General features: G+C 41.3%; 20 protein-coding genes and 1 tRNA gene. 7 read left to right on the plus strand and 14 right to left on the minus strand.

Annotation, left to right across the window (positions count from 1 at the left end; all coding sequences use genetic code 11):
• Positions 1-48: 48 nt before the first annotated feature.
• Positions 49-603 (minus strand): ribosome recycling factor, encoded by a 555-nt coding sequence (gene frr / locus HC175_RS05175; protein ID WP_168137405.1) that lies wholly within the window; start codon positions 601-603, stop codon positions 49-51.
• Positions 604-634: 31 nt separating this feature from the next.
• Positions 635-1,342 carry a UMP kinase gene (pyrH, locus tag HC175_RS05180; protein WP_168137406.1) on the minus strand — a complete coding sequence of 236 codons (708 nt, stop codon included), beginning with the start codon at positions 1,340-1,342 and terminating at the stop codon, positions 635-637.
• A gap of 255 nt (positions 1,343-1,597) precedes the next feature.
• On the opposite strand from pyrH, the gene HC175_RS05185 reads away from it, so the two are divergent.
• The gene (locus tag HC175_RS05185; protein WP_168137407.1) at positions 1,598-1,756 is read left to right on the plus strand and encodes a hypothetical protein; all 159 of its coding nucleotides are present in this window, start codon (positions 1,598-1,600) and stop codon (positions 1,754-1,756) included.
• Between the two features lie 305 nt (positions 1,757-2,061).
• On the opposite strand, the gene tsf is transcribed toward HC175_RS05185, so the two are convergent.
• The 7 genes from tsf to HC175_RS05220 form a co-directional block, all read right to left on the minus strand.
• A complete protein-coding gene (gene tsf, locus HC175_RS05190; RefSeq protein ID WP_168137408.1) occupies positions 2,062-2,886 on the minus strand; it encodes a translation elongation factor Ts in 825 nt (274 codons plus the stop codon).
• Between the two features lie 90 nt (positions 2,887-2,976).
• Complete coding sequence (gene rpsB / locus HC175_RS05195; RefSeq protein ID WP_168137409.1) at positions 2,977-3,873, minus strand: 30S ribosomal protein S2; 897 nt, start codon at positions 3,871-3,873, stop codon at positions 2,977-2,979.
• A gap of 183 nt (positions 3,874-4,056) precedes the next feature.
• Positions 4,057-4,443 carry a 30S ribosomal protein S9 gene (gene rpsI / locus HC175_RS05200; protein WP_168137410.1) on the minus strand — a complete coding sequence of 129 codons (387 nt, stop codon included), beginning with the start codon at positions 4,441-4,443 and terminating at the stop codon, positions 4,057-4,059.
• Positions 4,443-4,898, minus strand: coding sequence for a 50S ribosomal protein L13 (rplM, locus tag HC175_RS05205; RefSeq protein ID WP_168024532.1), 456 nt, complete (start codon positions 4,896-4,898; stop codon positions 4,443-4,445). Before rplM ends, rpsI begins: the two co-directional genes overlap by 1 nt.
• A gap of 478 nt (positions 4,899-5,376) precedes the next feature.
• A complete protein-coding gene (gene polA / locus HC175_RS05210; protein WP_168137411.1) occupies positions 5,377-8,202 on the minus strand; it encodes a DNA polymerase I in 2,826 nt (941 codons plus the stop codon).
• A gap of 315 nt (positions 8,203-8,517) precedes the next feature.
• Positions 8,518-9,828, minus strand: a complete 1,311-nt coding sequence (locus HC175_RS05215; protein WP_168137412.1) for a sugar MFS transporter — start codon at positions 9,826-9,828, stop codon at positions 8,518-8,520.
• 2 nt (positions 9,829-9,830) lie between these two features.
• The gene (locus HC175_RS05220; RefSeq protein WP_168137413.1) at positions 9,831-10,796 is read right to left on the minus strand and encodes a glycosylasparaginase; all 966 of its coding nucleotides are present in this window, start codon (positions 10,794-10,796) and stop codon (positions 9,831-9,833) included.
• A 248-nt stretch (positions 10,797-11,044) separates the two neighbouring features.
• On the opposite strand from HC175_RS05220, the gene HC175_RS05225 reads away from it, so the two are divergent.
• The 4 genes from HC175_RS05225 (at position 11,045) to HC175_RS05240 (ending at position 14,679) form a co-directional block, all read left to right on the plus strand.
• The gene (locus tag HC175_RS05225; protein WP_168137414.1) at positions 11,045-12,265 is read left to right on the plus strand and encodes a metallophosphoesterase; all 1,221 of its coding nucleotides are present in this window, start codon (positions 11,045-11,047) and stop codon (positions 12,263-12,265) included.
• A 75-nt stretch (positions 12,266-12,340) separates the two neighbouring features.
• A complete protein-coding gene (locus tag HC175_RS05230; RefSeq protein WP_168137415.1) occupies positions 12,341-12,637 on the plus strand; it encodes a thioredoxin family protein in 297 nt (98 codons plus the stop codon).
• A gap of 255 nt (positions 12,638-12,892) precedes the next feature.
• A complete protein-coding gene (locus HC175_RS05235; protein WP_168137416.1) occupies positions 12,893-13,948 on the plus strand; it encodes a sensor histidine kinase in 1,056 nt (351 codons plus the stop codon).
• 2 nt (positions 13,949-13,950) lie between these two features.
• Positions 13,951-14,679 (plus strand): LytR/AlgR family response regulator transcription factor, encoded by a 729-nt coding sequence (locus HC175_RS05240; protein WP_168137417.1) that lies wholly within the window; start codon positions 13,951-13,953, stop codon positions 14,677-14,679.
• Positions 14,680-14,746: 67 nt separating this feature from the next.
• On the opposite strand, the gene HC175_RS05245 is transcribed toward HC175_RS05240, so the two are convergent.
• The 4 genes from HC175_RS05245 to HC175_RS05260 form a co-directional block, all read right to left on the minus strand.
• Complete coding sequence (locus HC175_RS05245) at positions 14,747-16,135, minus strand: vanadium-dependent haloperoxidase (RefSeq protein ID WP_168137418.1); 1,389 nt, start codon at positions 16,133-16,135, stop codon at positions 14,747-14,749.
• A 201-nt stretch (positions 16,136-16,336) separates the two neighbouring features.
• Complete coding sequence (locus HC175_RS05250) at positions 16,337-16,864, minus strand: GNAT family N-acetyltransferase (protein WP_168137419.1); 528 nt, start codon at positions 16,862-16,864, stop codon at positions 16,337-16,339.
• A gap of 105 nt (positions 16,865-16,969) precedes the next feature.
• Positions 16,970-17,608 carry a polysaccharide deacetylase family protein gene (locus tag HC175_RS05255; RefSeq protein ID WP_168137420.1) on the minus strand — a complete coding sequence of 213 codons (639 nt, stop codon included), beginning with the start codon at positions 17,606-17,608 and terminating at the stop codon, positions 16,970-16,972.
• Between the two features lie 9 nt (positions 17,609-17,617).
• Complete coding sequence (locus tag HC175_RS05260; protein WP_168137421.1) at positions 17,618-20,881, minus strand: glycosyltransferase family 117 protein; 3,264 nt, start codon at positions 20,879-20,881, stop codon at positions 17,618-17,620.
• 254 nt (positions 20,882-21,135) lie between these two features.
• Between HC175_RS05260 and HC175_RS05265 the strand changes: the two genes are divergently transcribed.
• Positions 21,136-21,208: transfer RNA gene (locus HC175_RS05265), tRNA-Gln, on the plus strand.
• Between the two features lie 346 nt (positions 21,209-21,554).
• Here HC175_RS05265 and HC175_RS05270 read toward each other — a convergent pair.
• Positions 21,555-21,899, minus strand: coding sequence for a hypothetical protein (locus HC175_RS05270; protein ID WP_168137422.1), 345 nt, complete (start codon positions 21,897-21,899; stop codon positions 21,555-21,557).
• A gap of 265 nt (positions 21,900-22,164) precedes the next feature.
• On the opposite strand from HC175_RS05270, the gene HC175_RS05275 reads away from it, so the two are divergent.
• Positions 22,165-23,628, plus strand: coding sequence for a hypothetical protein (locus HC175_RS05275; protein WP_168137423.1), 1,464 nt, complete (start codon positions 22,165-22,167; stop codon positions 23,626-23,628).
• Positions 23,629-23,671 lie beyond the last annotated feature (43 nt).

A 23,671-nucleotide genomic window follows, 5' to 3' on the forward strand; every position in this document is an offset into this window, starting at 1 on the left:
AAAAAATGCGACTACAAAGTCGCATTTTTGAAAGCTTTAGATTTGCTGTTATACTGTCATGATCTCTTTCTCCTTTACCGCAAGGATCTTGTCGATCTTTTCGATATAGGTATCGGTCAATTTCTGGATATCGGCTTCTCCAGATTTTTGAAGATCTTCAGAAATATCTAATTTTTTGATCTCCTGGTTGGCATTTTTCCGGTCGTTGCGTACCCCTATCTTTGCATCTTCAGCTTCAGCCTTGGCCTGTTTGGCCAGCTCACGGCGGCGTTCTTCAGTTAACGGAGGAACATTGATGATCACACTGTCGCCATTATTCATGGGATTGAAACCAAGATTAGCCTGCATTATTCCTTTTTCGATCGCGGTAATAAGATTCTTTTCAAAAGGCTGGATGGTAAGGGTGCGGGCATCGGGAGTATTGACGTTGGCCACCTGGTTAAGTGGAGTTTGACTTCCGTAGTAATCTACCCTTACGCTCCCTAACATGGCTGGGGTTGCCTTTCCTGCTCTAATATTCAACAGCTGTTTTTCAAGGTGAGCAATTGCGCTGTCCATTGCTTCTTTTGCGCTATCAATAATAAAATCTAACTCGTCGTCCATTTTTAAAGTGTTAGTTTCAATTTCTATATGATCAAAAATTAACTTTTGTGCCTATTTTTTCTCCCGTAACTACCTTTTCCAGGTTTCCAGGTTTGTTCATATCGAAGACGATAATTGGAAGTTTGTTTTCCTGGCTAAGGGTAAAGGCAGTGGTGTCCATTACCTTTAAACCTTTAGTAAGTACATCATCAAAGCTGATAAAATCAAACTTGGTCGCTTTTTTATCAATTTCAGGATCGGCAGTGTAAATTCCATCTACTCGCGTTCCTTTGAGGATCACATCGGCATGGATCTCTATTGCGCGTAGCACAGCAGCCGAATCTGTTGTAAAATATGGATTTCCGGTGCCGCCACCAAAGATAACAACCCTGCCTTTTTCCAGATGGCGTATGGCCTTGCGGCGTATAAAAGGTTCAGCTACTTCGTTGATCTTTATGGCTGTTTGCAGCCTGGTCTGAATGCCGGCATCTTCGAGGGCGCTTTGTAGTGCCAGCCCGTTAATAACAGTGGCTAACATCCCCATATGATCTCCTGTAACTCTGTCCATCCCACGGCTGGCTCCCGCTACTCCTCTAAAGATGTTGCCGCCGCCTATAACAATGGCAACTTCTACACCTCTGTCGATCACCGCTTTGATCTCTTTTGCATATTCGGCTAAACGTTCAGGATCAATGCCGTATTGACGTTTTCCCATAAGGGCTTCTCCTGAAAGTTTTAATAAAATTCTGTTGTAATGCATTGCTGTGGTTTGATGGGTTGTGCAAAACTAAGGAATTTATCCTATAGATGGATGGTGCTGAAAATCAAAATATCTGTAAAATCGGGTTAAAGAGGGCAAATAATAATTCCTTTGATTCGTTTCCAGAACGAATTTTACAAAAAGAAAAACAGTAATTAAAAATTTCATTTTTAATTAGGGAAGGATACTAATGCTTTTAATGATGACCATTTCCTGCAATACCGACAAGAGTGATGAGAGGTCTTTACTGTGGATATGGAAAATAAGACTCTTTACCTGAGCCTTGCTTCTGAATTCGAGGGTAGTTCTGAACTGTTTTTTGAACAGATCAACACGAACAAACTAAAAGTAGAAGATCTCTATGCCTCTATTCCCGAAGCCAATCTGGTTTTTATCATTTTTGAGAGGTATTGAAAGTGGATTAAGACTGCTGCGCTGCAAGAGCCAGGAATCAAGACTAAGTTTATATTTCAGCAAACAAAATTCTGATCATTTGGGCTAAAGCCCTTAGTATTTTCTTCTTATTTACCACCACCTGAAGGTGGTGGCAATTCATTATCACCTCTAAAATTGGATAAACTTTAGAGATAAATTGCCTCCGGCTTCAGCCGAATAACTTAACCCTTTCAGGGTTCAGAACCCTGAAAGGGTTGAATAGCATCTAATCAAAAAACCCGCTTCTGAAAAGAAGCGGGTTTTCTATATTGTTTCCGAAGAAATTATCCTAAAGCAACTCTTTCGAAAGCTACAACCTTAAGGTTAGCATCTTCAGACTTTACATATTCAGAAACAGACATTTTGCTGTCTTTGATATAATCCTGGTTCACTAGAGTGTTGTCCTTAAAGAAACGCTTGATCTTTCCTTTAGCGATGTTATCTAACATCTCTTCTGGCTTACCTTCCTGTCTCAACTGGTCTTTGGCGATCTCGATCTCTTTCTCGATCACAGACTGGTCAACACCTTCTTCATTAAGAGCTACAGGGTTCATAGCAGCAGCCTGCATAGAAACGTTCTTTGCAACTTCTTCAGCGTTATCAGTCTTTCCAGAAAGACCTGTAAGTACAGCGATCTTGTTACCAGCGTGGATATAAGATCCAACGAAAGGAGCCTCAAGAGTTCTGAAGTCACCTATCTCGATCTTTTCACCAATTACTCCGGTTTGCTCAGTTAGTTTATCCTGAACAGTGATGCCTTTGTAGTCTTTAGAAAGTAATTCTTCCTTCGAGCTTACATTCATTGCAAGTTCGGCGAAATCTTCAGCCAACTGGATGAAGGATTCGTTTTTAGCAACGAAATCGGTCTCACAGTTAAGAGAAATGATCACTCCTCTTGAGTTATCTGCGTTAACTTTAGCGATAGCAACCCCTTCAGATGACTCTCTGTCGGCACGGTTTGCTGCTACTTTTTGACCTTTTTTACGAAGAATTTCGATAGCCTTATCGTAATCTCCTTCAGCTTCAACTAGTGCCTTTTTACAATCCATCATACCGGCACCGGTAGCCTGTCTTAATTTATTTACTTCTGCGGCGGTTATATTAGCCATAGTTTTAAATGTATTATATTAAAAGAATAAGTCGTTCAGTTAAATTCAAATGAAAGCAACTAAACGACTCATAGATTAATTTATGAACTTCTATTCTTCCTCGTCGTTAGAGCTTGCATCGGCTAAAGTCTCTTTTTTAGACTTTAGTTTTACATCTTCCTGAGCTTCTTTCATATCTTTTTGATCCTGTGGATTTGAAGATACTGCCTCAGTTTCTAACTTTGGCTTTCTAGCTTTTGGAGCTCTTTTTGGCTTGTCTTCTGAAGCGTCTTCTTCTTTACCTTCTTTTCCGGAAGCTTTTCTTTCAGAAAGGCCCTCTACGATAGAGTCAGCAACATAAGAAACGACTTTACTAATTGATTTAGAAGCATCATCGTTTGCAGGGATCACATAATCCACATCTCTTGGATCTGAATTGGTGTCGACCATTGCAAAAATTGGAATGTTTAATTTTTGAGCTTCTTTAACCGCGATGTGTTCACGAGTGATGTCTACTACGAATAGGGCACCTGGAAGGCGGCTCATATCTGCAATAGAACCTAAGTTTTTATCCAACTTAGCTCTTAAACGATCTACTTGTAAGCGTTCTTTCTTAGAAAGAGTGTTGAAAGTACCGTCTTTCTTCATTCTATCGATAGAAGCCATTTTCTTAACAGCTTTACGAATAGTAACGAAGTTAGTCAACATACCACCAGGCCATCTTTCGGTGATGTAAGGCATGTTAGCTTTTTCGGCTTGTTCAGCAACGATTTCTTTAGCTTGTTTCTTGGTAGCTACGAAGAGTATTTTTCTACCGCTGGCTGCAATTTTGCTAAGAGCCTCACCGGCTTCCTGCATTTTAGCAGCACTTTTGTATAGGTTGATGATGTGAATCCCGTTGCGCTCCATGTATATGTAAGGCGCCATGTTTGGATTCCATCTTCTTGTGAGGTGACCAAAGTGTACACCTGCATCAAGTAATTCTTTTACTTCTACTTTGTTTGCCATTTTTGTAATAGTTTACGTTCTGTTGAGATAGCAACAATCAGGTGGCGATATGATATCAGGCCCTGACCGTTTAGATGCTAAACTAACCACCGGCACTTCGACTAGCTCAGTGTATATTCCGGAGTAACAACAAAAATCTTATGATTTAAATGAACTTTCTGGTGCATTACACACCAAACAATATTAACGTTTAGAGAACTGGAATTTCTTACGAGCTTTCTTCTGACCGAATTTCTTACGTTCAACCATTCTTGGGTCTCTTGTAAGTAGTCCTTCTGGCTTAAGAGTGCTTCTGTTCTCAGCATCCAACTCTACCATAGCTCTGGAAAGAGCAAGGCGAATAGCTTCTGCCTGTCCTGTAATACCACCCCCGTAAACGTTAACTTTGATGTCAAAGTTCTCATTGTTTCCGGTCATGTTAAGAGGCTGCCGTACTTTGTACTGAAGCGTGCTTGTAGAGAAGTAATCCTGAACGTCTTTTTTGTTTACCGTGATGTTTCCGCTTCCTGTAGAAACGTACACACGTGCAACTGCCGTTTTTCTACGGCCAATTTTGTGAATAACTTCCATTACTTAAGATCGTTTAAGTTAATAGTTTTTGGCTTTTGCGCCTGAACGTCATGCTCAGATCCTGCAAAAACTCTTAGGTTACGGAAAAGATCTGCTCCAAGCTTGTTCTTTGGTAACATTCCTTTTACTGCATTTTCCACAAGTCTCTCAGGACCTTTAGTGAATAATTCCGTTGCAGTTAAACTTCTTTGACCCCCAGGATAGCCGGTGTGGCGAATGTACTCTTTAGAGTCCCATTTCTTTCCTGTTAAGTTGATCTTTTCGGCATTGATAACAACTACGTTATCGCCACAATCAACGTGTGGGGTAAAATTAGCTTTGTACTTTCCTCTTAGTAGCTTTGCCACTATAGAAGAAAGGCGGCCAAGGGCCTGTCCTTCAGCATCTACAACAACCCACTCCTTATTCACAGTGGCTTTGTTGGCAGAAACCGTTTTGTAGCTTAATGTGTCCACACTAATTAAATTTACTTAATAATTAAACATTCCATTCCCTGCATAAAACAGGGGTGCAAATGTACAATTATAAATTTATAATTCAAATGCCGTATTTATTAATTTATTTTCCCTGAAGTTTCTGATTTTCAGGTGTCTTATAATTCCTTCTGAAAATGACATTTTTGACAACTCTATTTCTGAAATCTTCATTGCTGTTCCTGAGAAAATAAGGTCCGCAATTCTTTTCCTCTGAAATTTTCCATTACCTAGCTTAAGTACCTTCTGCTGCCAGAAATTCCTCGTCGCATTTCCTTTCTATGGAAAGTAAATGCTCTGTCGGAATGACATTGTTGAAAATCCGGTAAATATTTTATTGATGGCAATCTGGAGGCTAAATTTTTTCGGTGTATCAACCACATGTTATCAACTACAATTCCCCGGAATGAATTCCGGGGCTACGATCTTTCCAATCTCAAATCTCAAATCTCACATCTTCTTAGTGCGCCTCCAGCCAGTTTTCGCCCACCCCAAGATCTACTTCAAGAGGCACATCCATTTTAAAAGCATTCTCCATTTCGCTTTTTACAAGCTGCTGAATCTCCGGAAGTTCGGGCCTGTAAACATCAAATACCAATTCATCATGCACCTGGAGTAGCATTTTAGTTCGGTAATTTCCGGTTTCCAGCTTTTTGTGAATGTTGATCATTGCGAGTTTAATGATATCTGCGGCACTTCCCTGGATCGGGGCATTCACCGCATTCCTTTCGGCGGCGCCACGTACTATAGCATTCTGGGAGTTAATATCTCTAAGGTATCTCCTTCTTCCCAATACTGTTTGCACATACCCATGTTCCCGGGCAAAATCTACCTGTTTGCTGATGTAATCTCTCAGTTTTGGATAAGTTTTGTAATAAGTGTCAATAAGATCTTTTGCCTCACTACGGGAGAGTTCAGTCTGATTGCTCAATCCAAATGCCGAAACGCCATATACTATCCCAAAGTTCACGGTTTTTGCATTGCTACGCTGTTCGCGGGTCACTTGTTCGATAGGAATATTGAATACTTTTGCCGCAGTTGACGCGTGAATATCCTGCTTTTGCTGAAAAGCCGAGATCATGTTGTCTTCTTCACTCAGGGACGCAATGATTCTGAGTTCTATCTGGGAATAATCTGCCGCCAGTAAAATGTGGTCTGCATCTCTGGGCACAAAAGCCTTTCTCACCTGTCGGCCTCTCTCTGTTCTAATAGGGATATTCTGGAGGTTAGGATTATTGGAGCTCAATCTTCCTGTTGCTGCAATGGTCTGCACATAATCTGTATGAACTCTACCCGTATTTTCATCTACCTGCAGGGGCAATGCATCTATGTAAGTATTTTTCAGCTTTACAAGTCCGCGGTAATCCATTACCTGCCGCACAATTGTATGTTGTGGTGCAAGAGCAGAAAGGATTTCTTCTCCTGTTGAATACTGACCTGATTTTGTTTTTTTGGGTTTTTCAACAAGTTTGAGTTTCTCGAAAAGAATGATCCCAAGTTGTTTGGGAGAGCCGATATTGAACTCTTCTCCTGCGGTCTCAAAAATGTCCTTTTCGAGCCTGCTTATATCTGTTTCAAGAGCTTCAGATAAACTTGCCAGGAAGTCCTTATCCAGTTTGATGCCTTCCAGTTCCATATCTGCAAGCACCCGCACCAGAGGAATTTCGATCTCAAAAAATAATTTTTCTGTGCCAGCTTCCTTTAATTCGGGTGTGAAATGCTGTTTTAGCTGTAAGATCACATCGGCGTCCTCTACACTGAATTCCGTTTGCTTATCGAGAGGAATGTCTCGCATGGATCTCTGATTTTTGCCCTTACCAAGAAGCTCCTCCACAAAGACAGGGCTGTAGTTTAGATAGGTTTCTGAAAGCACATCCAGACTGTGACGCATGTCGGGATTGATAAGGTAATGTGCAATCATGGTGTCAAATAGCTCCCCTTTGAACCTGATATTATATTTGGCCAGCACCTTAATATCATGCTTCAGGTTTTGGCCCACCTTTTCGATGGCTTCAGATTCAAAAAAGGGACGCAGTTTTTCCATCACCTCCTGTGCTGCTGCACGCTCTTCGGGGATGGGCAGATAAAAACCTTTACCAGCCTCCCAGGAAAATGCCACGCCAATGATTTCGGCGGAAAGAGGATTGAGACCTGTAGTGGTAAACTCAAAGCACACACATTTCTGTTTCATCAAATTCTGAAGAAAGAGTTGCATGGCCATTCCTGAAGCGACACTTTGATAAACATGCGGCACTTCTTTTATGGTTTTTCTGCCAGAGAAGGATTCGAGATTTTCTGAAGCTTCAGCTCCAAAAAGGGAAAATTGACCGGCTCCTGCAGGCTGCGCCTGGGCACGAGCAGTACGGGAGTTGGTAACTTGTGTTGGCCTCGCAGTCTCCTCGCCAGAAAAAAGTTTCAGAAACTGATCTTTTAGACGCCTGAATTCCAGCTCCTCAAAAAGCTCCTGCACCTTCTCGGAATCGGGCATGGAAAGTTCATAATCCTCGGCATGGAACCGCACATCACAATCTGTAAGAATAGCTGCGAGTTTTTTGGAGATGCGGCCGAGCTCGGCATTTGCCTCCACTTTTTCACGCATTTTTCCCTTCAGCTTATCTGTGTTGGCCAAAAGATTCTCCATGCTGCCAAACTCCTTCAGGAATTTTTTCGCTGTCTTTTCACCCACTCCCGGTAATCCCGGAATGTTGTCTACCGCATCTCCCATCATTCCGAGGTAATCAATGACCTGTTCGGGCCGCTCAACAGCAAATTTCTTCTGCACTTCAGGTATTCCCCAAATTTCAATGCCATTGCCCATACGTGCCGGTCTGTACATGAAAATATTTTCAGAAACCAGCTGCGCAAAATCCTTATCTGGCGTCACCATGAACACCTTGTATCCTTCTTTTTCAGCTTGTTTCGCCAAAGTTCCTATAATGTCATCGGCCTCACAACCGGGCAGCACCACGCAGGGAATATGCATGGCTTTCAGGATATTCTGAATATATGGTATTGCCTGCAGAATTGGTTCGGGAGTAGCGTCGCGATGAGCTTTGTAAGCCTCAAACATCTCAGTTCGCACCGCACTTCCTTCCTTGTCAAAACATACAGCAAGATGATCTGGTCGTTCCCGTCTTATCACATCGAAAAGGGAGTTCATAAATCCCATGATCGCTGAAGTGTCCTGGCCTTTGGAATTCACGATCGGGTTGTTGATGAAGGCGTAATAACCTCTGAAGATTAGTGCATATGCGTCGAGAAGGAATAATCGTTTTTGATCGGCCATTGAAAAAATTTTTGGAGGCTAAAATTACGAAAACTTATGTTAGACGTGAGATATTAGATATGAGATATGAGAATGGATTGTAAGCTGAAATAAATTCCAGCACCAAAAAATTAAGCACCAAATAATCAAGCTCAAAATTCCAACTTCTTCAATTGATGTGATAATTTGTCAATTTGAAGATTTGAAGTCGATTTTTACTCTACATTCCGGCAACAGGGAATCGACCATACCTGCAACATGAAACCTGGAACAAAGTTCTCCCTCACAACTAAATTTGGAGTAGAAATTAAACCTTTATCCGTAGTCCTTATACCTTTACAAGGCTATTTCTGTTTTCTTGTGCTTAAATCCAAAGAACATGATATAACCATAACACAGCATCACCAGGATAAGGGCAAGATTGAAGCCAAAGGAATCTGTAAGAAATCCGAAGGCAGGAGGGATTACTGCACCACCCACGATCATGGTACACAGGATCCCGGAGCCCTGAGGTTTGTTATCACCTAATCCATCAAGCGCCAGACTAAATATAGTTGGGAACATGATAGAGTTGAATAAACCTACGGCAATGAGAGACCACATGGCTACAAGACCGGTAGAGGCATTGGAGATAAGAATAAGCCCTATTGCACAACCTGCAAAAACACTCAGTACAACGGCAGGATTCATGATCTTTGTAAGGTATGAACCTATGAAGCGGCCAATCATAGCGCCACTCCAGTAAAAAGTAACGAACACTCCCACAATGGCCATGTCTGTGGATGTAGTAACTCCGCTGGTAAGGATCCATTCTGCCAGCGTGCGCATAAATGGAGTTTCCCGAATAATATCGGGCAGGTTAAGGCTTAAAAAGTAATTCACCATATAAGACCCAATGGCAACCTCTGCACCTACATAAAAGAAAATTCCGAAGGCACCCATAATAAGATTCTTGTTTTTGAGTACCACGCTGTAATCGTTGGAAGCTTCGGTATCTGTTACCTTCGGAAGGTTTACAAACATAAAGACGAGAGCGATAACAATAATAAAGGCAGCAATTCCTAAAAATGGAGTTTGAACCGCTGCAGCTTCCGAAGCATAATATTTCACACGTTCTGGCTCGGTCATAAAAGCGATCTCATCTTTGGTCATCACTTTATCGCTCAAGATCAACAATGCGCCTAAAGCAGGAGCAATGGCAGTACCCAGGGAGTTGAAAGCCTGTGAAAGGTTGAGTCGGCTGGAGGCTGTTTTCTCCGGACCAAGAATAGTGACGTATGGATTGGCAGCCACCTGGAGAATAGTTATTCCCCCGGCCAGAATGAAGTATCCCAGCATGAAAACTCCGAAGACTCTGTAAGAGGCAGCTGGCCAAAAGAGAAGGCAGCCGGCAGCCATGGTAAATAATCCCAGCACGATCCCTTTCTTATAGCCAATCTTAGAGAGCAGCCATCCTGCGGGAATGGAGAGCAGAAAATAGGCGCCAAAAAAGGCAAATTGCACCATTCCTGCCTGGAAGTAAGACAGGGTAAATACCTCTCTCAGCCTGGGGATGAGTGAATCTACCAGTACCGTTATAAAGCCCCAAAGAAAGAAAAGGACGGTTAAGAAAATAAATGCTGTGCGATAGGATTTTTTTTGTTCCATAATTAAAAATAAAATTTTGAAGGGAAATTGTCATTTTTGCCACCCTTATATCTCATGTAGCTAAAACCTTTTTGTATACAATAGGAGCCCACTTCTCCTGCTTTGTTCATTGCTATAAAAGCTGCCTGAAATTCCTTGTAGTTTGGATGTTGTTTTATAATTCTCATTACAGCTTCTTTACAAGCCTGCTGGGGACTCTGGCCCTGGCGCATAAGTTCCACGATCAAGAAGGAACCGACGCTTTTAAGAATTGCTTCTCCCATTCCGGTAGCGACCGCGCCTCCCACTTCATTGTCGAGAAAAAGTCCAGATCCTATGATTGGAGAATCTCCCACCCGGCCGTTCATCTTGTATGACAAACCCGAACTTGTGCAGGCGCCTGCTATATCTCCGTTCTTATCGAGACACAGCATGCCAATAGTGTCATGGTTTTCAATATTGATAATGGGCTGGTATTTCTTTGTCTTCAGCCATTCCTTATAAGCCTTTTCTGAATCTTCTGTGAGCAATTCTTCTTTCTCAAAGCCCTGCTGCCGCGCAAACTGATCGGCACCTTCACCCGCAAGGATCACGTGCGGAGTTTCCTCCATCACCTTTCTGGCTACAGAGACTGCATGTGTATTGTTCTTTAAATAGACTACTGCTCCTGCATTTCCTGAAGGATCCATGATACAGGCATCCAGGGTTACATTCCCCTCTCTGTCTGGCGCTCCACCTCGTCCCACGGTAGTATTTCGTATATCGGCTTCTTCAACCATTACTCCCTGCTCTACAGCATCAAGGGCCGAGGCACCGGCATCGAGCATTTCGCCAGCTTTAAGGCTGGCATTGGGAAAATTCCAGGTTGCAATACAAAGAGGTTGAGAATTTGCCATTTTTGAGAGGTATAGGTGGTTCATAAAAGGAGAAACTGTGGCAACTCCAATTCCGCTTAGGGAAGTTTTTTTTATAAAATGTCGCCTTTTCAAGTATAGCTCAAATTGTAAAGAATCGGGTTGTAAATGTATAAAAACAGATTAAGAAAACTGTTTGCAAAGCAGAGACAATATCCCTTCTGCCTTTTTAAAGTTCTTCCTCTTAGCGGCGTGAAAAAATAAAGGAGGAGCGAGATCGGGGCTTTCTTATGGGGTTCAACTATTTAGGTATAGGCGAAAGCTTTTATAGGTTCTGAATTTGACGGGGCTTTAGTAGTATCTTTGCCGCTTAATTTTTTTTCATGCGCTGGATCATTTTAGTTATCATATACGTTGTTCTTGATATTTACGCCTTTCAGGCCTTCAAAACAGTTACCCGACATACCTGGATCTATTTTCTTTATCTCATTCTGTCACTGGCCGTGCTGGGCTATATGCTGTACCAATTCAATATCCCCGAAAAAGAAGGCCTCACCGGCCCTCGCAGCTACGCAATAGGATTCTTTTTGGCCTTTTTTGTACCCAAGCTGATTCTTTTTGTTCTGTTGTTTGGAGAAGACCTGGTGCGCCTGGTGGTTAGCGGTTTCCAAAAACTCATTCATACGAATGAGGCATATTCGCTGCCTTCACGGCGGAAGTTCGTGAGCCAGATTGCCCTGGGGATTGCGGCAATTCCTTTTGCTTCTCTTCTCTACGGAATGTATCAGGGCCGCTATAATTACAAGGTGCTGAAGTATGTGTTACATTTTGATGACCTGCCGGAAGCTTTTGATGGCTACAGAATTACCCAGATAAGTGATGTTCACTCCGGAAGTTTTGACAATCCTGTAAAGATCCAGTACGGGATTGACCTTATCAATGAACAACAGAGTGATGCTATCATGTTTACAGGTGATCTTGTGAATAATAAAGCATCAGAAATGGATCAATGGAAGACGAAATTCGCCAGCCTTTCTGCACCAGATGGGGTATACTCTGTCTTAGGGAACCACGATTACGGGGATTATGTGAACTGGGATTCTGCAGCCGCAAAAAAGGCAAATTTAGATGCTCTTAAGAATGTGCATCGGGAAATGGGATGGAACCTTTTGCTCGATGAAAACAAAATACTTAAGCGTGGTAAAGACTCTATTGCCATAGTGGGCGTGGAGAACTGGGGCGCTGGCTTTAAGCAGGTGGGGGATCTCGGCAGGGCTTCTGCAGGTCTTACAGAGAAGGAGTTCAAGATCCTGCTCTCGCATGATCCATCTCACTGGCAGGAGCGGGTTAAAGTGGATAACAAGAAGTTTCATCTCACCTTAAGTGGTCATACCCACGGAATGCAGTTTGGAATTGAAATTCCCGGCTGGTTCAAATGGAGCCCTGTTCAATACAGGTATGAGCATTGGGCAGGAATCTATGAGGAGGCAGGTCGGTTTCTGAATGTCAACCGCGGCTTCGGATTCTTAGCCTATCCGGGAAGAGTGGGAATATGGCCAGAAGTTTCGGTCATTGAGCTTCGCAAGGGCCCCAAACCGGTATAAATCAAACTTTTGATTATATTTGGTAAAAGCAGCAGGAGATGAGATCTTCGGCAGCTGTAAATTGATTTCAGATATATGTCAAAATTTGGGGAATTAATTGACTTACAGATTCCGGTACTGCTGGAATTCTACACAGACTGGAATGAAGCTTCCGAAGCTATGCATCCGGTTTTAAAAGATGTAGCTGCGGCCTTAGGCGATAGGGCAAAGATCATTAAAATTGACGTTGACAAGAACTCGGAGCTCGCCGAGGCACTGCGTGTAAAAGGCCTTCCTACTCTCATGATCTATAAGGAGGGAGAAATGAAATGGCGTCAAAGTGGAGAACAGGACGCAAATACCCTTATAGGCCTAATGCAGGAGTATATCTGAATTCTCACAATATTTTCTCAACACTTTATTCTGATATAACTTTCATAAGATTACATTGAACAAAATTTTTTGTTGCCTTTTCGCTTCGTAAGATCAGGATCTATTTAAAGATTTAGTGTAACGTTTTAATAATCAGTTATTTTTGTAAATTTCCATTGAGGACTGAACTAGGTGTTACCTCTTTTTTGTCACCTTCCCCCATCAAAACTTTACCCTCCCCCGCGATTTATTGAATAATTTTTAAATATTCTTTGGGTGGTTAACTGGATCAAAATAGTAGTATTGCACTTGCTCTTCTGGATACTGGTAGTACTTTATTTTGCCTGGGGATTTGGTCTCGATTCCAATCCAATGAAGTCTATTCTAAATGCGCTCTTTTTTTTACCTGGCCACTTAATCATGGTCTATAGTCTACTTTATTTCCTTGTTCCCAAATTCCTACTGCATCAAAAATATTGGCAGTTCTTTCTTGGTCTGGTATTTCTCATTGGAGTTTGCGGAATTTACACAATCATAGCACAACTATCCCTTTCTGGAGACCCACGTCTCCAGGGAGCAACTTTTACGGTTGGTAGAAACGTGCTCCCCTTTATTCACATAGCGGGTATTGCGGCATCAATTAAACTCTTGAAATACTGGTATCTGCAGAGAAAACGAACTCTTGAAGCCGAAGAACAAAGAGCGATTGCCGAGCTTAAATTGCTAAAGGCTCAACTTCACCCGCACTTCCTTTTTAATACGCTGAACAACCTTTATGCTCATACCCTGGAATTTTCTCCTAAATCACCCGAAATTGTCCTTCGGCTATCCGCTCTGCTAAGATTTATGATCTATGAGAGTAATACGCACAGAATCTCACTGGCGCAGGAAGTAGACCTTTTACAGAACTATATACTACTAGAGAAAATGAGGTATGGGGACAGGTTGGAACTTTCAATAAATATTACCGGAGGAATCGAACGATTTCAAATAGCTCCGCTATTACTGCTTCCGTTTCTTGAGAATGCTTTTAAGCATGGAACCAGCAGACAGATCGATCAATGTTGGATCAATCTTGATCTTACTTTGGATGATTCTCTCCTGAAATTTAAGCTTATTAATAGTATAGATCCAGGTCCAGTCCAAAAGGACTCTGCTTTGGAAGGAATAGGTCTTTCGAATGTTTCGAAGAGGCTGGAGATTCTTTATAAGGATAAATATAAGCTGCAGAGGCAAAAAATGGAGGAGGTATTTATCATTGACCTTGAACTCCAGCTTGAAATATTGGAAGAGCAATATGTCGACAAACTTCAGTTATCAAAAATTTCCTGACAATGGTTTATAAATGTATAATAGTAGACGATGAACCCCCTGCAGTCAAGGTGTTAAGTAATTTCATTAAACAGGTTCCGCAACTAGAACTTTCGGCAACTTGTAAAAATGCATTTGAAGTTTTAAATATATTACATGAGAAAAGGGTGGATCTCCTTTTTCTGGACATACATATGCCAAAGCTCTTTGGTACAGAATTGCTACGGTCTTTGATTCATCCTCCAAAAGTGATTTTTACAACTGCTCATAAAGAATATGCTCACGAAGCCTTTGAACTTGATGCTGTCGATTACCTTCTAAAACCCATATCCTTTGAAAGATTTTTAAAGGCAATCAATAAGATAATTACTGTCAATAATAGTCCTGGCTTTGAGGTTCCGGTTCCGGTTAGCTTTCTTTATTTCAGGGCTGAAAGAAAGATGATAAAGATCCTGCTTAAAGAAATACGATATATTGAGAGTTACAGGGATTATATTATTATTCATCTTAAAGAAAGCAGAGAGTTCAAAATCAAACTTCCACTCAATCACGTGGAAAAAATGTTACCTCCAAATCGGTTCTTACGAATTCACAGATCCTTTATTGTAGCAATTGACAAGATTACGGCATTTACAAAATCGGATGTGGAAATAGGAACAATTGAACTTCCTATTGGTAAGAGCTTTACTACTGCCTTCGGTAAACTTACTTCTAACACTACAGATTTCCCCGATGGAATTCCAGAAAGATAAATTTCTCCTCTAAAGGAAACAAGAAGGAGCCTAAAGCTTTTAAACCTTAGGCTCTTACTTTTAAACTCTAAAGAAGTTTCTTCAATTCCCTTAGGTTGTTGTTAAAAACGTACTCTCCGAGAGCGGTTCCCTGTCTTTTGCCCACTTCTACGGCTTGCCGAAAATGATAACCTATGTAAATTCTGGAGATCGCATTTTCGTACGCCAGTTGAGAAAAGCTGCTAAGATGTCTTTCGACGCCCGGCAGGTTATAGGGGCTCGTAACAAAAATATTAGTGTGATCGTTTTTAAAATATGATCTAAACACTGCAGCTGCTGCCGCCCCGTTATATGCGTGGGTGGAAGGGAATTCGGCGGTTGGTGCTGTAAAAGCGTTTGACATCCAGGTAGGGTCTCCAATGGTACCATCTACACCATCGAAATCTCCGGCTCGAATCGCAGTAATTGGTCTCCAAAAGTTAAAATAGGCTTTGCCTTCGAAAGATGCAATATATGCATCCATAACAGCCATTTCCACTAAAGCGACAAGCCTTGCAGCTTCCCAGCCGTCGAGCTTTTTCTCAGTAATTAATTGTCTAGCAAGTCTATTCATGGAGCTGGCATTACTTTCTATCCAGAAAAAACCAATTTCTGTTTGGTCCTCTGTCCGCAAGGGACACTCTACACAACCTAAGGACTTTACCTCGTTGTAATCTGCAAGATATTCGCCGGAATTTAAGGGGTGAGGAGCTTCATCTCTGAACTGATCTCCTGAAAGAATCCCAAATGGCATTAATTCTCCAAGATTCGGAGCAAACACTGCATTATCGGGAAAGATAGGTGGTCTCGCTACATTATAAGGTGGATAATTGGCTTGATATTCTCCAGGAGCACTACCTTCCAGGTAAGATACAAAGCGCAGCGGAAAATCACCTGCCCTCTTTTCTAATACTGCCGAGGCGGCAGATTTACCTATTTCAATACCTCGAATTTTGAAAACCGAATCTTCAATTTCTGAAAGTCGGGCATTTAGTAGCTCATCTGCGCCGGTTGTTACGAGTGGAAAGAGGTGTACTATCATATCTCTTGCAGCCTGTGCGACCGCAGCATCTGCGATAGAATGGATATTCTTTTTTGAAATGGAACTTGCGTCTACTTCTGAATTATCTAAGGCATAGGTTTCGAATTTTGGTACTACGTTGTTCAACGCGTCGTGCATGGCCAGAGTGACCATCGCATAAATTTTAGCCTCTGTGGGCTGTGGCATACTGGCATCAATCGATTTGCTAAGGAACTCATTCCATTCAAGTACAACAATATTGCTATAAGAATTAATCATCCCGTTGTTGAAATTCTTTACTGCTTTTATATCAGCCGTATTTGAAGGGACAAGTTCTAAGGATTCCATTTCATCCTTTTCGCAAGCTGCCAGACCCATTAAAATCAAAAGGCCGGCAAAAAGTTTTAGTGTTTTCATGATCTTATTTTTTATGATTACACTTAAAATTAAACTTAAAACCAAATCGAAAATTTTTCTATCGGCGGAGGCTACTTTATGGTAGACACATGTTAGTTCAAAGGCGATTAAACGATTGACAAATTTTTGTGTAGCTTCTGAAGTTTGCTTTAAGAAGATCGCAGCAATACTTAGTAAGGAAGCTAAAGAAATTGATTTTTTTCAAACTGAATGCGGATCTGTCTTAAATAAAAGCAAGTCCACGTCTTCACCGGGAAGCCTTGTAGTACCCACCAGCAGCAGACCAAGTTTTTCCAACAGTCTCTGGGAAGAGAGATTTTCTTTTGAAGTTATGCCATTAATGATTGTGATGCCAAACTCATTATGTGCTGCTGCCTTTAATTTTACCGCAGCTTCATAGGCATAACCATTTCCTTCGAACTGCGGTAAAAGCGCGTAACCAATATCCACCCCTTCCAAACCTTCCCGATCATATAAGCCGCAGGAACCCACCTTCTCTTGATCGTTCTTTCGAATTAGCGTGTAATTTGAAAAGCCCAGCCTCTCGAGCTGAGGATACATCTTATTCCTTATGTAGGCTGCGGCGTCCTCTTTTGTTCGTATGTTCCGGTCTCCAATGTTTTGCAGCCATTTTGGAGTATTAAGTAATTCAAAGATGAAGTCTGCATCTTCAATGGAAGTAGGCCTCAATATTAGCCTTTCAGTTTCAAAAGATCGCCAGGAGCTCATCGACTAAGAAAAGAGTGTTAAGAAATCATATAGGAAATAAAGGTAGAAAATAAAGTCTAAGCAGGTCTTTTATCTTGAAAATATACTTTTTTTGACCTGCAAGGTTCAAAGTGCCTTAAGTGCAAAATTCTGTTCTGCTAAAAACTCTAGAAGCTGAGGTAATGCCAACGTTAGATTTTTCCGGGCTTTGAGACTGTCATGGAAAACAATGATACTTCCTGGCTTTAGGTTTTTTGTCACAGTTTCATAACAGATCCTGGGAGAAATATCCTGGTCATAATCCCTGCTCAAGATGCTCCACATCACAACCCGGAAGCCTCTTTTCTGAAGTTCCTTTGCCTGTTTATTCTTTATTTTACCATAAGGGGGACGAAAAAGAGCATTTTTGACAGGTGATGATCCTGAAAGATTTTTTTCAATTGTCCGCTGGCATTTCAGACTGTTAAGAAGATACTCGGCTGTTGAATTTTTCCAGCCGTTAAGGTGGTTGTATGTGTGGTTGCCAATACTGTGACCTTCCTCCACGATGCTTCGGAAGATGGTTGGATGACGCTCAACATTTTCTCCAATGCAGAAAAAGGTCGCCTTCGCATTGTACTTTCGGAGCTGCTCCAGCACCCATGGCGTTACCTCAGGAATTGGCCCGTCGTCAAAAGTGAGATAAATACTCCTTTCTTCTGCAGCACCTTCCCAGATCCTTTTTGGATACATCCATGTTACGAACCTGGGAATGCGGAAGATCATCCGAATTATTTAAAGCGAATCTACCGTATCTCGCGGGAGCAGGTTGTCTCCAGAATCAGGAAGCTCTTCAATCGCTTCGGGCTCTCCATAGAAATGCCTGAACAGCATAAGATATTGATTGAACTTATCTGCTTCTTCTCTGGCTATTTCTTCAGAGTCATTCATGATCATCAAATCCACAAGACTTCTGTAGCGTTCAATATCTGTAACGATCTCGTTGCCCCTGGAATATTGTCTGTCAAGTTCCAGCGAACTGTAGTAGGTAAGGTTTTCCTGATACTTCCGGGCCACCTGTCTCCAAAGCTCTCTGGCTTTTTCTTTTTTACCCACTTCGTAATAGCCTTGTATAAATGGCTCTAACAAAGTATAATATTCGAAATGTTCAACAGGCATTTTTTCCATTCCCAGGTCCAGAATATCTTCGGCCTTTTGCAACTTGCCCTCATTGATGAGTGCTTCAACCAATCTCGCCAGGTTACTTCTGTATGTAATAGCATTTTTCCTGGTCTCGGTGTCGTAATAAATATCTGGATCCCCCGAGTTACCCCAGTACCAGTTGGTCACGATATCATACATCCTGTCTGAATCTATTCGACCCATGTCAAATGGATTCCGCGGATTTACTGGTGTTTCAATAGGAACCAGCTTATATGCAACTCCGTCAAGTTGTAAATAATCTTTCATCCACAGGTAATCATCATCTCCAAAGCTTCCGCCGGTGAAATAGATAGGACGCTCCCAGTTATTACCTGCAATAATATCAAGCATGAGGAGTCGGTTCTTATAGAGAATATCACCAGAGAGCTCAATGATGATCTCATCTACGATCTCATCTGAAAGCTGTGGTTTTACAATTCCATTTTCTATAACGTTTTTCTTATTGACAGGAATTCTAATGTGTTTGGTTGGGAAGGTACTCACAGTCTGACCACTCATTAACTCTGCCTTAGTTCTGGGATCATTGCTGCCAATCCAGCTTATCCAGGTATCAATGTTCATGGTGTCCTGAGTAATGGGTTGATACCACACCGCATCATTGGTCCCGTATCGATACTGTTCATGCTGAAGTTGTCCTGGAATAGGATCGCTTTCCCAGGCTTTGCGTTTCATTTGGTCAATATACCAGTCGGTGGCAAAAAGAGCGGTGTTGATCACCCTTACATCTGTTCTATAGCCTTCAATTTGTTGGGCATACCATAAAGCGAAGGTGTCATTGTCGCCAATGGTAAAAATGATCGCATTTTCGTCGAGACTGTCCAGATACATTTTGGCCATAGCCAGGGCAGTATATCGATTGGATCTATTGTGGTCATCCCAGTTTTCTGAAGCCAGGACCGTAGGAACAGCTAGTAAGGAAACGGCAATAGCAACAGGAGCAGCGACCTTCATCTTTAAATGGTCTTTGAGCATATCGAATAATGCATAAGCCCCGAATCCTATCCAGATCGCAAATACGTAAAATGATCCCACGAGTGCATAATCTCTTTCTCTGGGTTCAAAGGGACGTTCATTGAGGTAAACTTTAAGCGCTATTCCTGTAAATAAGAAAAAGACGAGAAGCACCCAGAAATTCTTTTTTTCTTTTGAAAAATGAAAGACCAGTCCTAATAAACCTAGCAGGAGCGGTAGAAAATAATAGGTATTTCGGGCTTTATTGTTTTTCACATCTGTAGGCAGCTGGTCCTGGTTCCCAAGTCTCGCTTCATCTATAAATTCGATTCCGCTTAACCAGTTTCCATTTTCATCGGTATATTTTCCCTGTACATCGTTTTGTCTGCCTACAAAATTCCACATAAAATAACGCCAGTACATGTAACCCATTTGATATTCAAAGAGATAATTGATATTTGAAGCAAAAGATGGTTTTTCAACATCAAGATATTCCCTGAACTGTCTTAAAAAGTTATCATACTGCTCATTGTCAATGCCGCCGCGGTTGTAATTGCTTTTAAATTCATTAACTGCAGAGATCAATTTCTCTTCTTGTTGATATTCTGGTTTGATGGTGAAATCCAGAGGTCCTGTAAAGTCCAGGTAATTGGCAGCATGTTCTGTGCTCCACATGCGCGGCAGGACCGCCTTATGATTATCATCTGTATTCTGCTTTGCATTTTCGTAATCATTTACGATCACATATTTACCAGCAGCCTCATCTTTCTCGTACTTAGGTTTGTCATCTATATAGGGATTTTCCTCGTCAAGTCCACTGTAGATCTCGGTGAATTGAGGTCCGTAAAAAAGATGAGTTTCGGGATATTGTTCCCTGTTGTAGTAAGCCAGGAGTTCCCGGGCGTTATTAGGATTGTTTTCATTAATAACGGTGTTTGCATTAGCACGAATAGGCAACATCATCCAGGAAGAAAATCCAATAAAGATGAAGAGAATGCATAAGAGTAATGTGTTAAGCTGAAAATATCTTTTTTGACGGGTATATTTTATTCCGAAGTAAAAAGCAGCGATGAGCACTATGCCCGTAAAAATGGTACCCGAATTAAAAGGTAAACCCAGGGTATTTACAAAGAATACTTCTGTGGCCGAAAACAACTCCAGTGAATAAGGAAGGAGAAACTTAAAAATGAACATAAGCACGGCTACTACGACTATGGTAGCGATAATGAAATTTTTGACCGTGATCTTTGAGAAGTTCTTGAAAAAGTAAAGGAAACCTATGGCAGGAATGGTAAGTAGGGCCATAAAGTGAACCCCAAAAGAAAGACCTACAATGAAGGAAATAAGGATTACCCAGCGATTTCCCCGGGGAGCGAACATGTCTCTTTCCCATAAAAGCCCCAGGTAGAACAGTATTGCCATTAGAAAAGTGGCCATGGCATAAACTTCAGCTTCCCCGGCATTGAACCAAAAACTATCAGTAAAAGTAAAGGCTAATGACCCAACCGCCGCACTTCCTAGTACTGCCACTTTCCTGGCGCCAGATATCTCTGACACAGGACCTGCAACCTTCAGCAATAGGAGAACAATAGACCAGAACATGAACAAAATGGTGAAAGCACTGGCAAAAACCGACATCAAATTTACCATATAGGCAACCTGTGAAGGTTCGCTTGCAAAGACAGAGAAGAATGCGCCCATCATTTGATACAGGGGTGCTCCCGGGGGATGTCCTACTTCAAGTTTTGAGGAAGTTGCAATATATTCGCCAGCATCCCAAAAGCTTACTGTGGGTTCGACGGTTATCCAGAATGTTGCAAGAGCTATTAGAAAAACTAACCAGCCTAGAATTTTGTTCCACCTGGTAAAGTTGAGATCTGTCATAGATGTGGTATTGAGAACTGTGGCGAATTTAAGAATAAATAGGAAATTTGTAGGGAGAACGCTTTTTAAAAGCTGTTATTTTAGGAAGTTGGCGACAATTTCGAAAATATCTGATTTTTCCATAAGACATAAATTCCTGTACTGCAGCAGTATTTTAGAGGTGTTCTGAAAAAAATTGACCGGTGAGAAAGAATTCGGAAAAAATATTTGTACAACAGAAAGTTTGTTTTAAATTTGCATCCGCATTACAGCAATGGCCTATGGTGTAACTGGCAACACGTCTGATTTTGGTTCAGAAGAGTCTAGGTTCGAGCCCTAGTAGGCCAACTAAGTGAAACCCATCGTAAGATGGGTTTTTTTATGTCTTTTAATTTGGGCAAGAAGTTTATCCCGAACGCAGGTGAGGGAAGCCCTAGTAGGATAACGAAGTGAAGCCCATCGTAAGATGGGTTTTTTATGTCTTTTAATTCGGGCGAGAAGTTTCTCCCGAATGCAGTTGAGGGAAGCTGTAGTAGGCCAACTAAGTGAAACTCATCGTGAGATGATTTTTTGTTGTTTCGCGACCGGGAGCATATTTTCCTGTCTTCACCAGGTGTGGGAGAGATGCCAAAAAAACAAAAGCTCCGGAATTTTCCGGAGCTTTTGTTTTTTTGAGCCTGTTGACATTTTGAATTTATGCAACCTGGGTCAAGGTGCCAGGATTGTGATTGTAATAATTTAAGGAGCTTTGATAAAATTGCAGACTCCTCTTGTCGGCTTTTATACAAGAAGAAAGAAATCTGTCCAGGTCCTGGCATTCAAAGTTCACTGTGGTGTATTCATGATCTGAAACAGGAATTTCTGCCTTTATTGAATGATTAGTGTAGTCGATTTCTACCCTTCTGGCTGCAAAATACATTTTCACAATTCCTTTGTGAAGTGAGCTATATGTGCTAATATCTGCTTCGCAATTCGCACAACTGCTATGAATGAAGTTTTTAAACTCTTCTATAATTTGAGAGGGTTGAAATGATGTCATAAGGGCTTATTTATTGTTGTTAATCCTATTTTTCTTACAGGCCTAAATTACACTATGAGCTGTTAAAAATGTTTTAACAAAATGTTGATTAGTAAAGAATTAACAGCGATAGGATTTCCTTGGGAAAAAATTAGGAAAAAGTTCACCCCAGGATCTTTCCGCAGAAATTTAATTTAACATTTTTAGATTCTGTCTCTGTCCTGGCAAGTCATCCAAACCATTATTTTAAGGGGAAAAGACTATCTTCAGAAAAAAACCACTGCTTTTGAAACGAAAACATTTACTCATTATCACCTTGACAATTCTTGGCCTTTTGCTCTTAGGCTTTTTACTTAACCTGTTTGTGAAGAATAGGATTGAAAGGCAATTGGATGAATTGGATTCGCAGATATCCTATGAAAATCTTGAGGTAAATATCTTTCTTAACAGGATTGAAATATCATCTGTAGAAGCAGAGAGACCAGCGTTATCAATAGGTGCGAAAAATGTCATTTTTAAAGGGATATCTTATCGGGAACTTATAACTTCAGGAGAAGTGGTTATCGATCATTTGCAGGTAGAGCAACCGCGAATTATTCAGTATGACAAAAGAAAGGAAGGTGATACCACGCAATCGAGAAGACAGATAAGAATAAAGGAGATCCAGCTCACAAATGGGATCTACAAGAAAATGCCAAATGACTCGGCTGCCACTGCATTTATCAGCTTTCCTGAGATCAGCTTAAGACCCAACAAGGGTGACTTCAGCAGCCTGGAAATGGAATCATATCATATGCGATTAGATTCCGTTTATTTCAAAATGAACGAGGAGCATTTTATTAGTTTAGGCGCTTCAGAAGTTAATAATGGGAAGATCGAGATGAAAGACTTCAGAATTGCTTCTTTTTATTCTAAAAACGAATTTGATCAGAACATTCCCTATGAAAAGGATAGAATAGAGCTGAAAGTGCCGGAAATCTCTCTTTCTGGATTTGACCTCCAAAACCATAATGACAGCATTTTTATAAGAGGCTCAAAAATGGTAATTTCTGAAGCTTTTCTTAAGATCTATCGCAACAAGCTTATTACCGACGATACCCGCAGAAAAGCTCTATACAACGAGTTACTGCGGAAGGCTCCCTTCAAGATAGATCTTGAAGAGATAAGGGTGGAGAAGAGCGAGATCATCTATGAAGAGCTGGCGCAACAAGGAAGGCCTGCAGCAGCTATACGCTTTGCAGGTGTTGAAGGCGACATAAAAAACCTTCACAACATAAAGAAACGGGATTCTCATCCCCGAATCACCGCCAGGGCAAATTTCATGCGAGGTACGATCGTGAGCCTGGACTGGACCTTTCCTGTATTTAGTGAGGCGAATCAATTCCATGTTTCCGGTCATTTTGGAAGGATTGAAGGAGAGGCTTTAGATCCTTTTCTTATTCCTGCCATGAATGTACAGGCTAGAGGAGAGATCAACGAGGTCAATTTCGATTTCTATGGTAATGAAGATATTCTAAGAGGCGATTTCTCCATGCAGTATGACAAACTGAGGGTGGAGCTGCTGAAGAAAGAGGGCTCAAAAAAGCGAAATTTCCTCAGTTCTCTTGCAAACCTTTTAGTAGATAATGACGGAGAAGCTGGGGCGCAAGAGTGGCAGGTGAAAGTTGAGCGCAATAAGCAGCGTTCTTTCTGGAATTTCCTGTGGATAGGTTTACGGCAAGGATTTACTCAAATTCTAAAGCAATTTTAACTTTTGGAAATAATCCATATTTAAGGAAATAATCCTATTTTTG

It is taken from the genome of Salinimicrobium oceani, assembly GCF_012037645.1.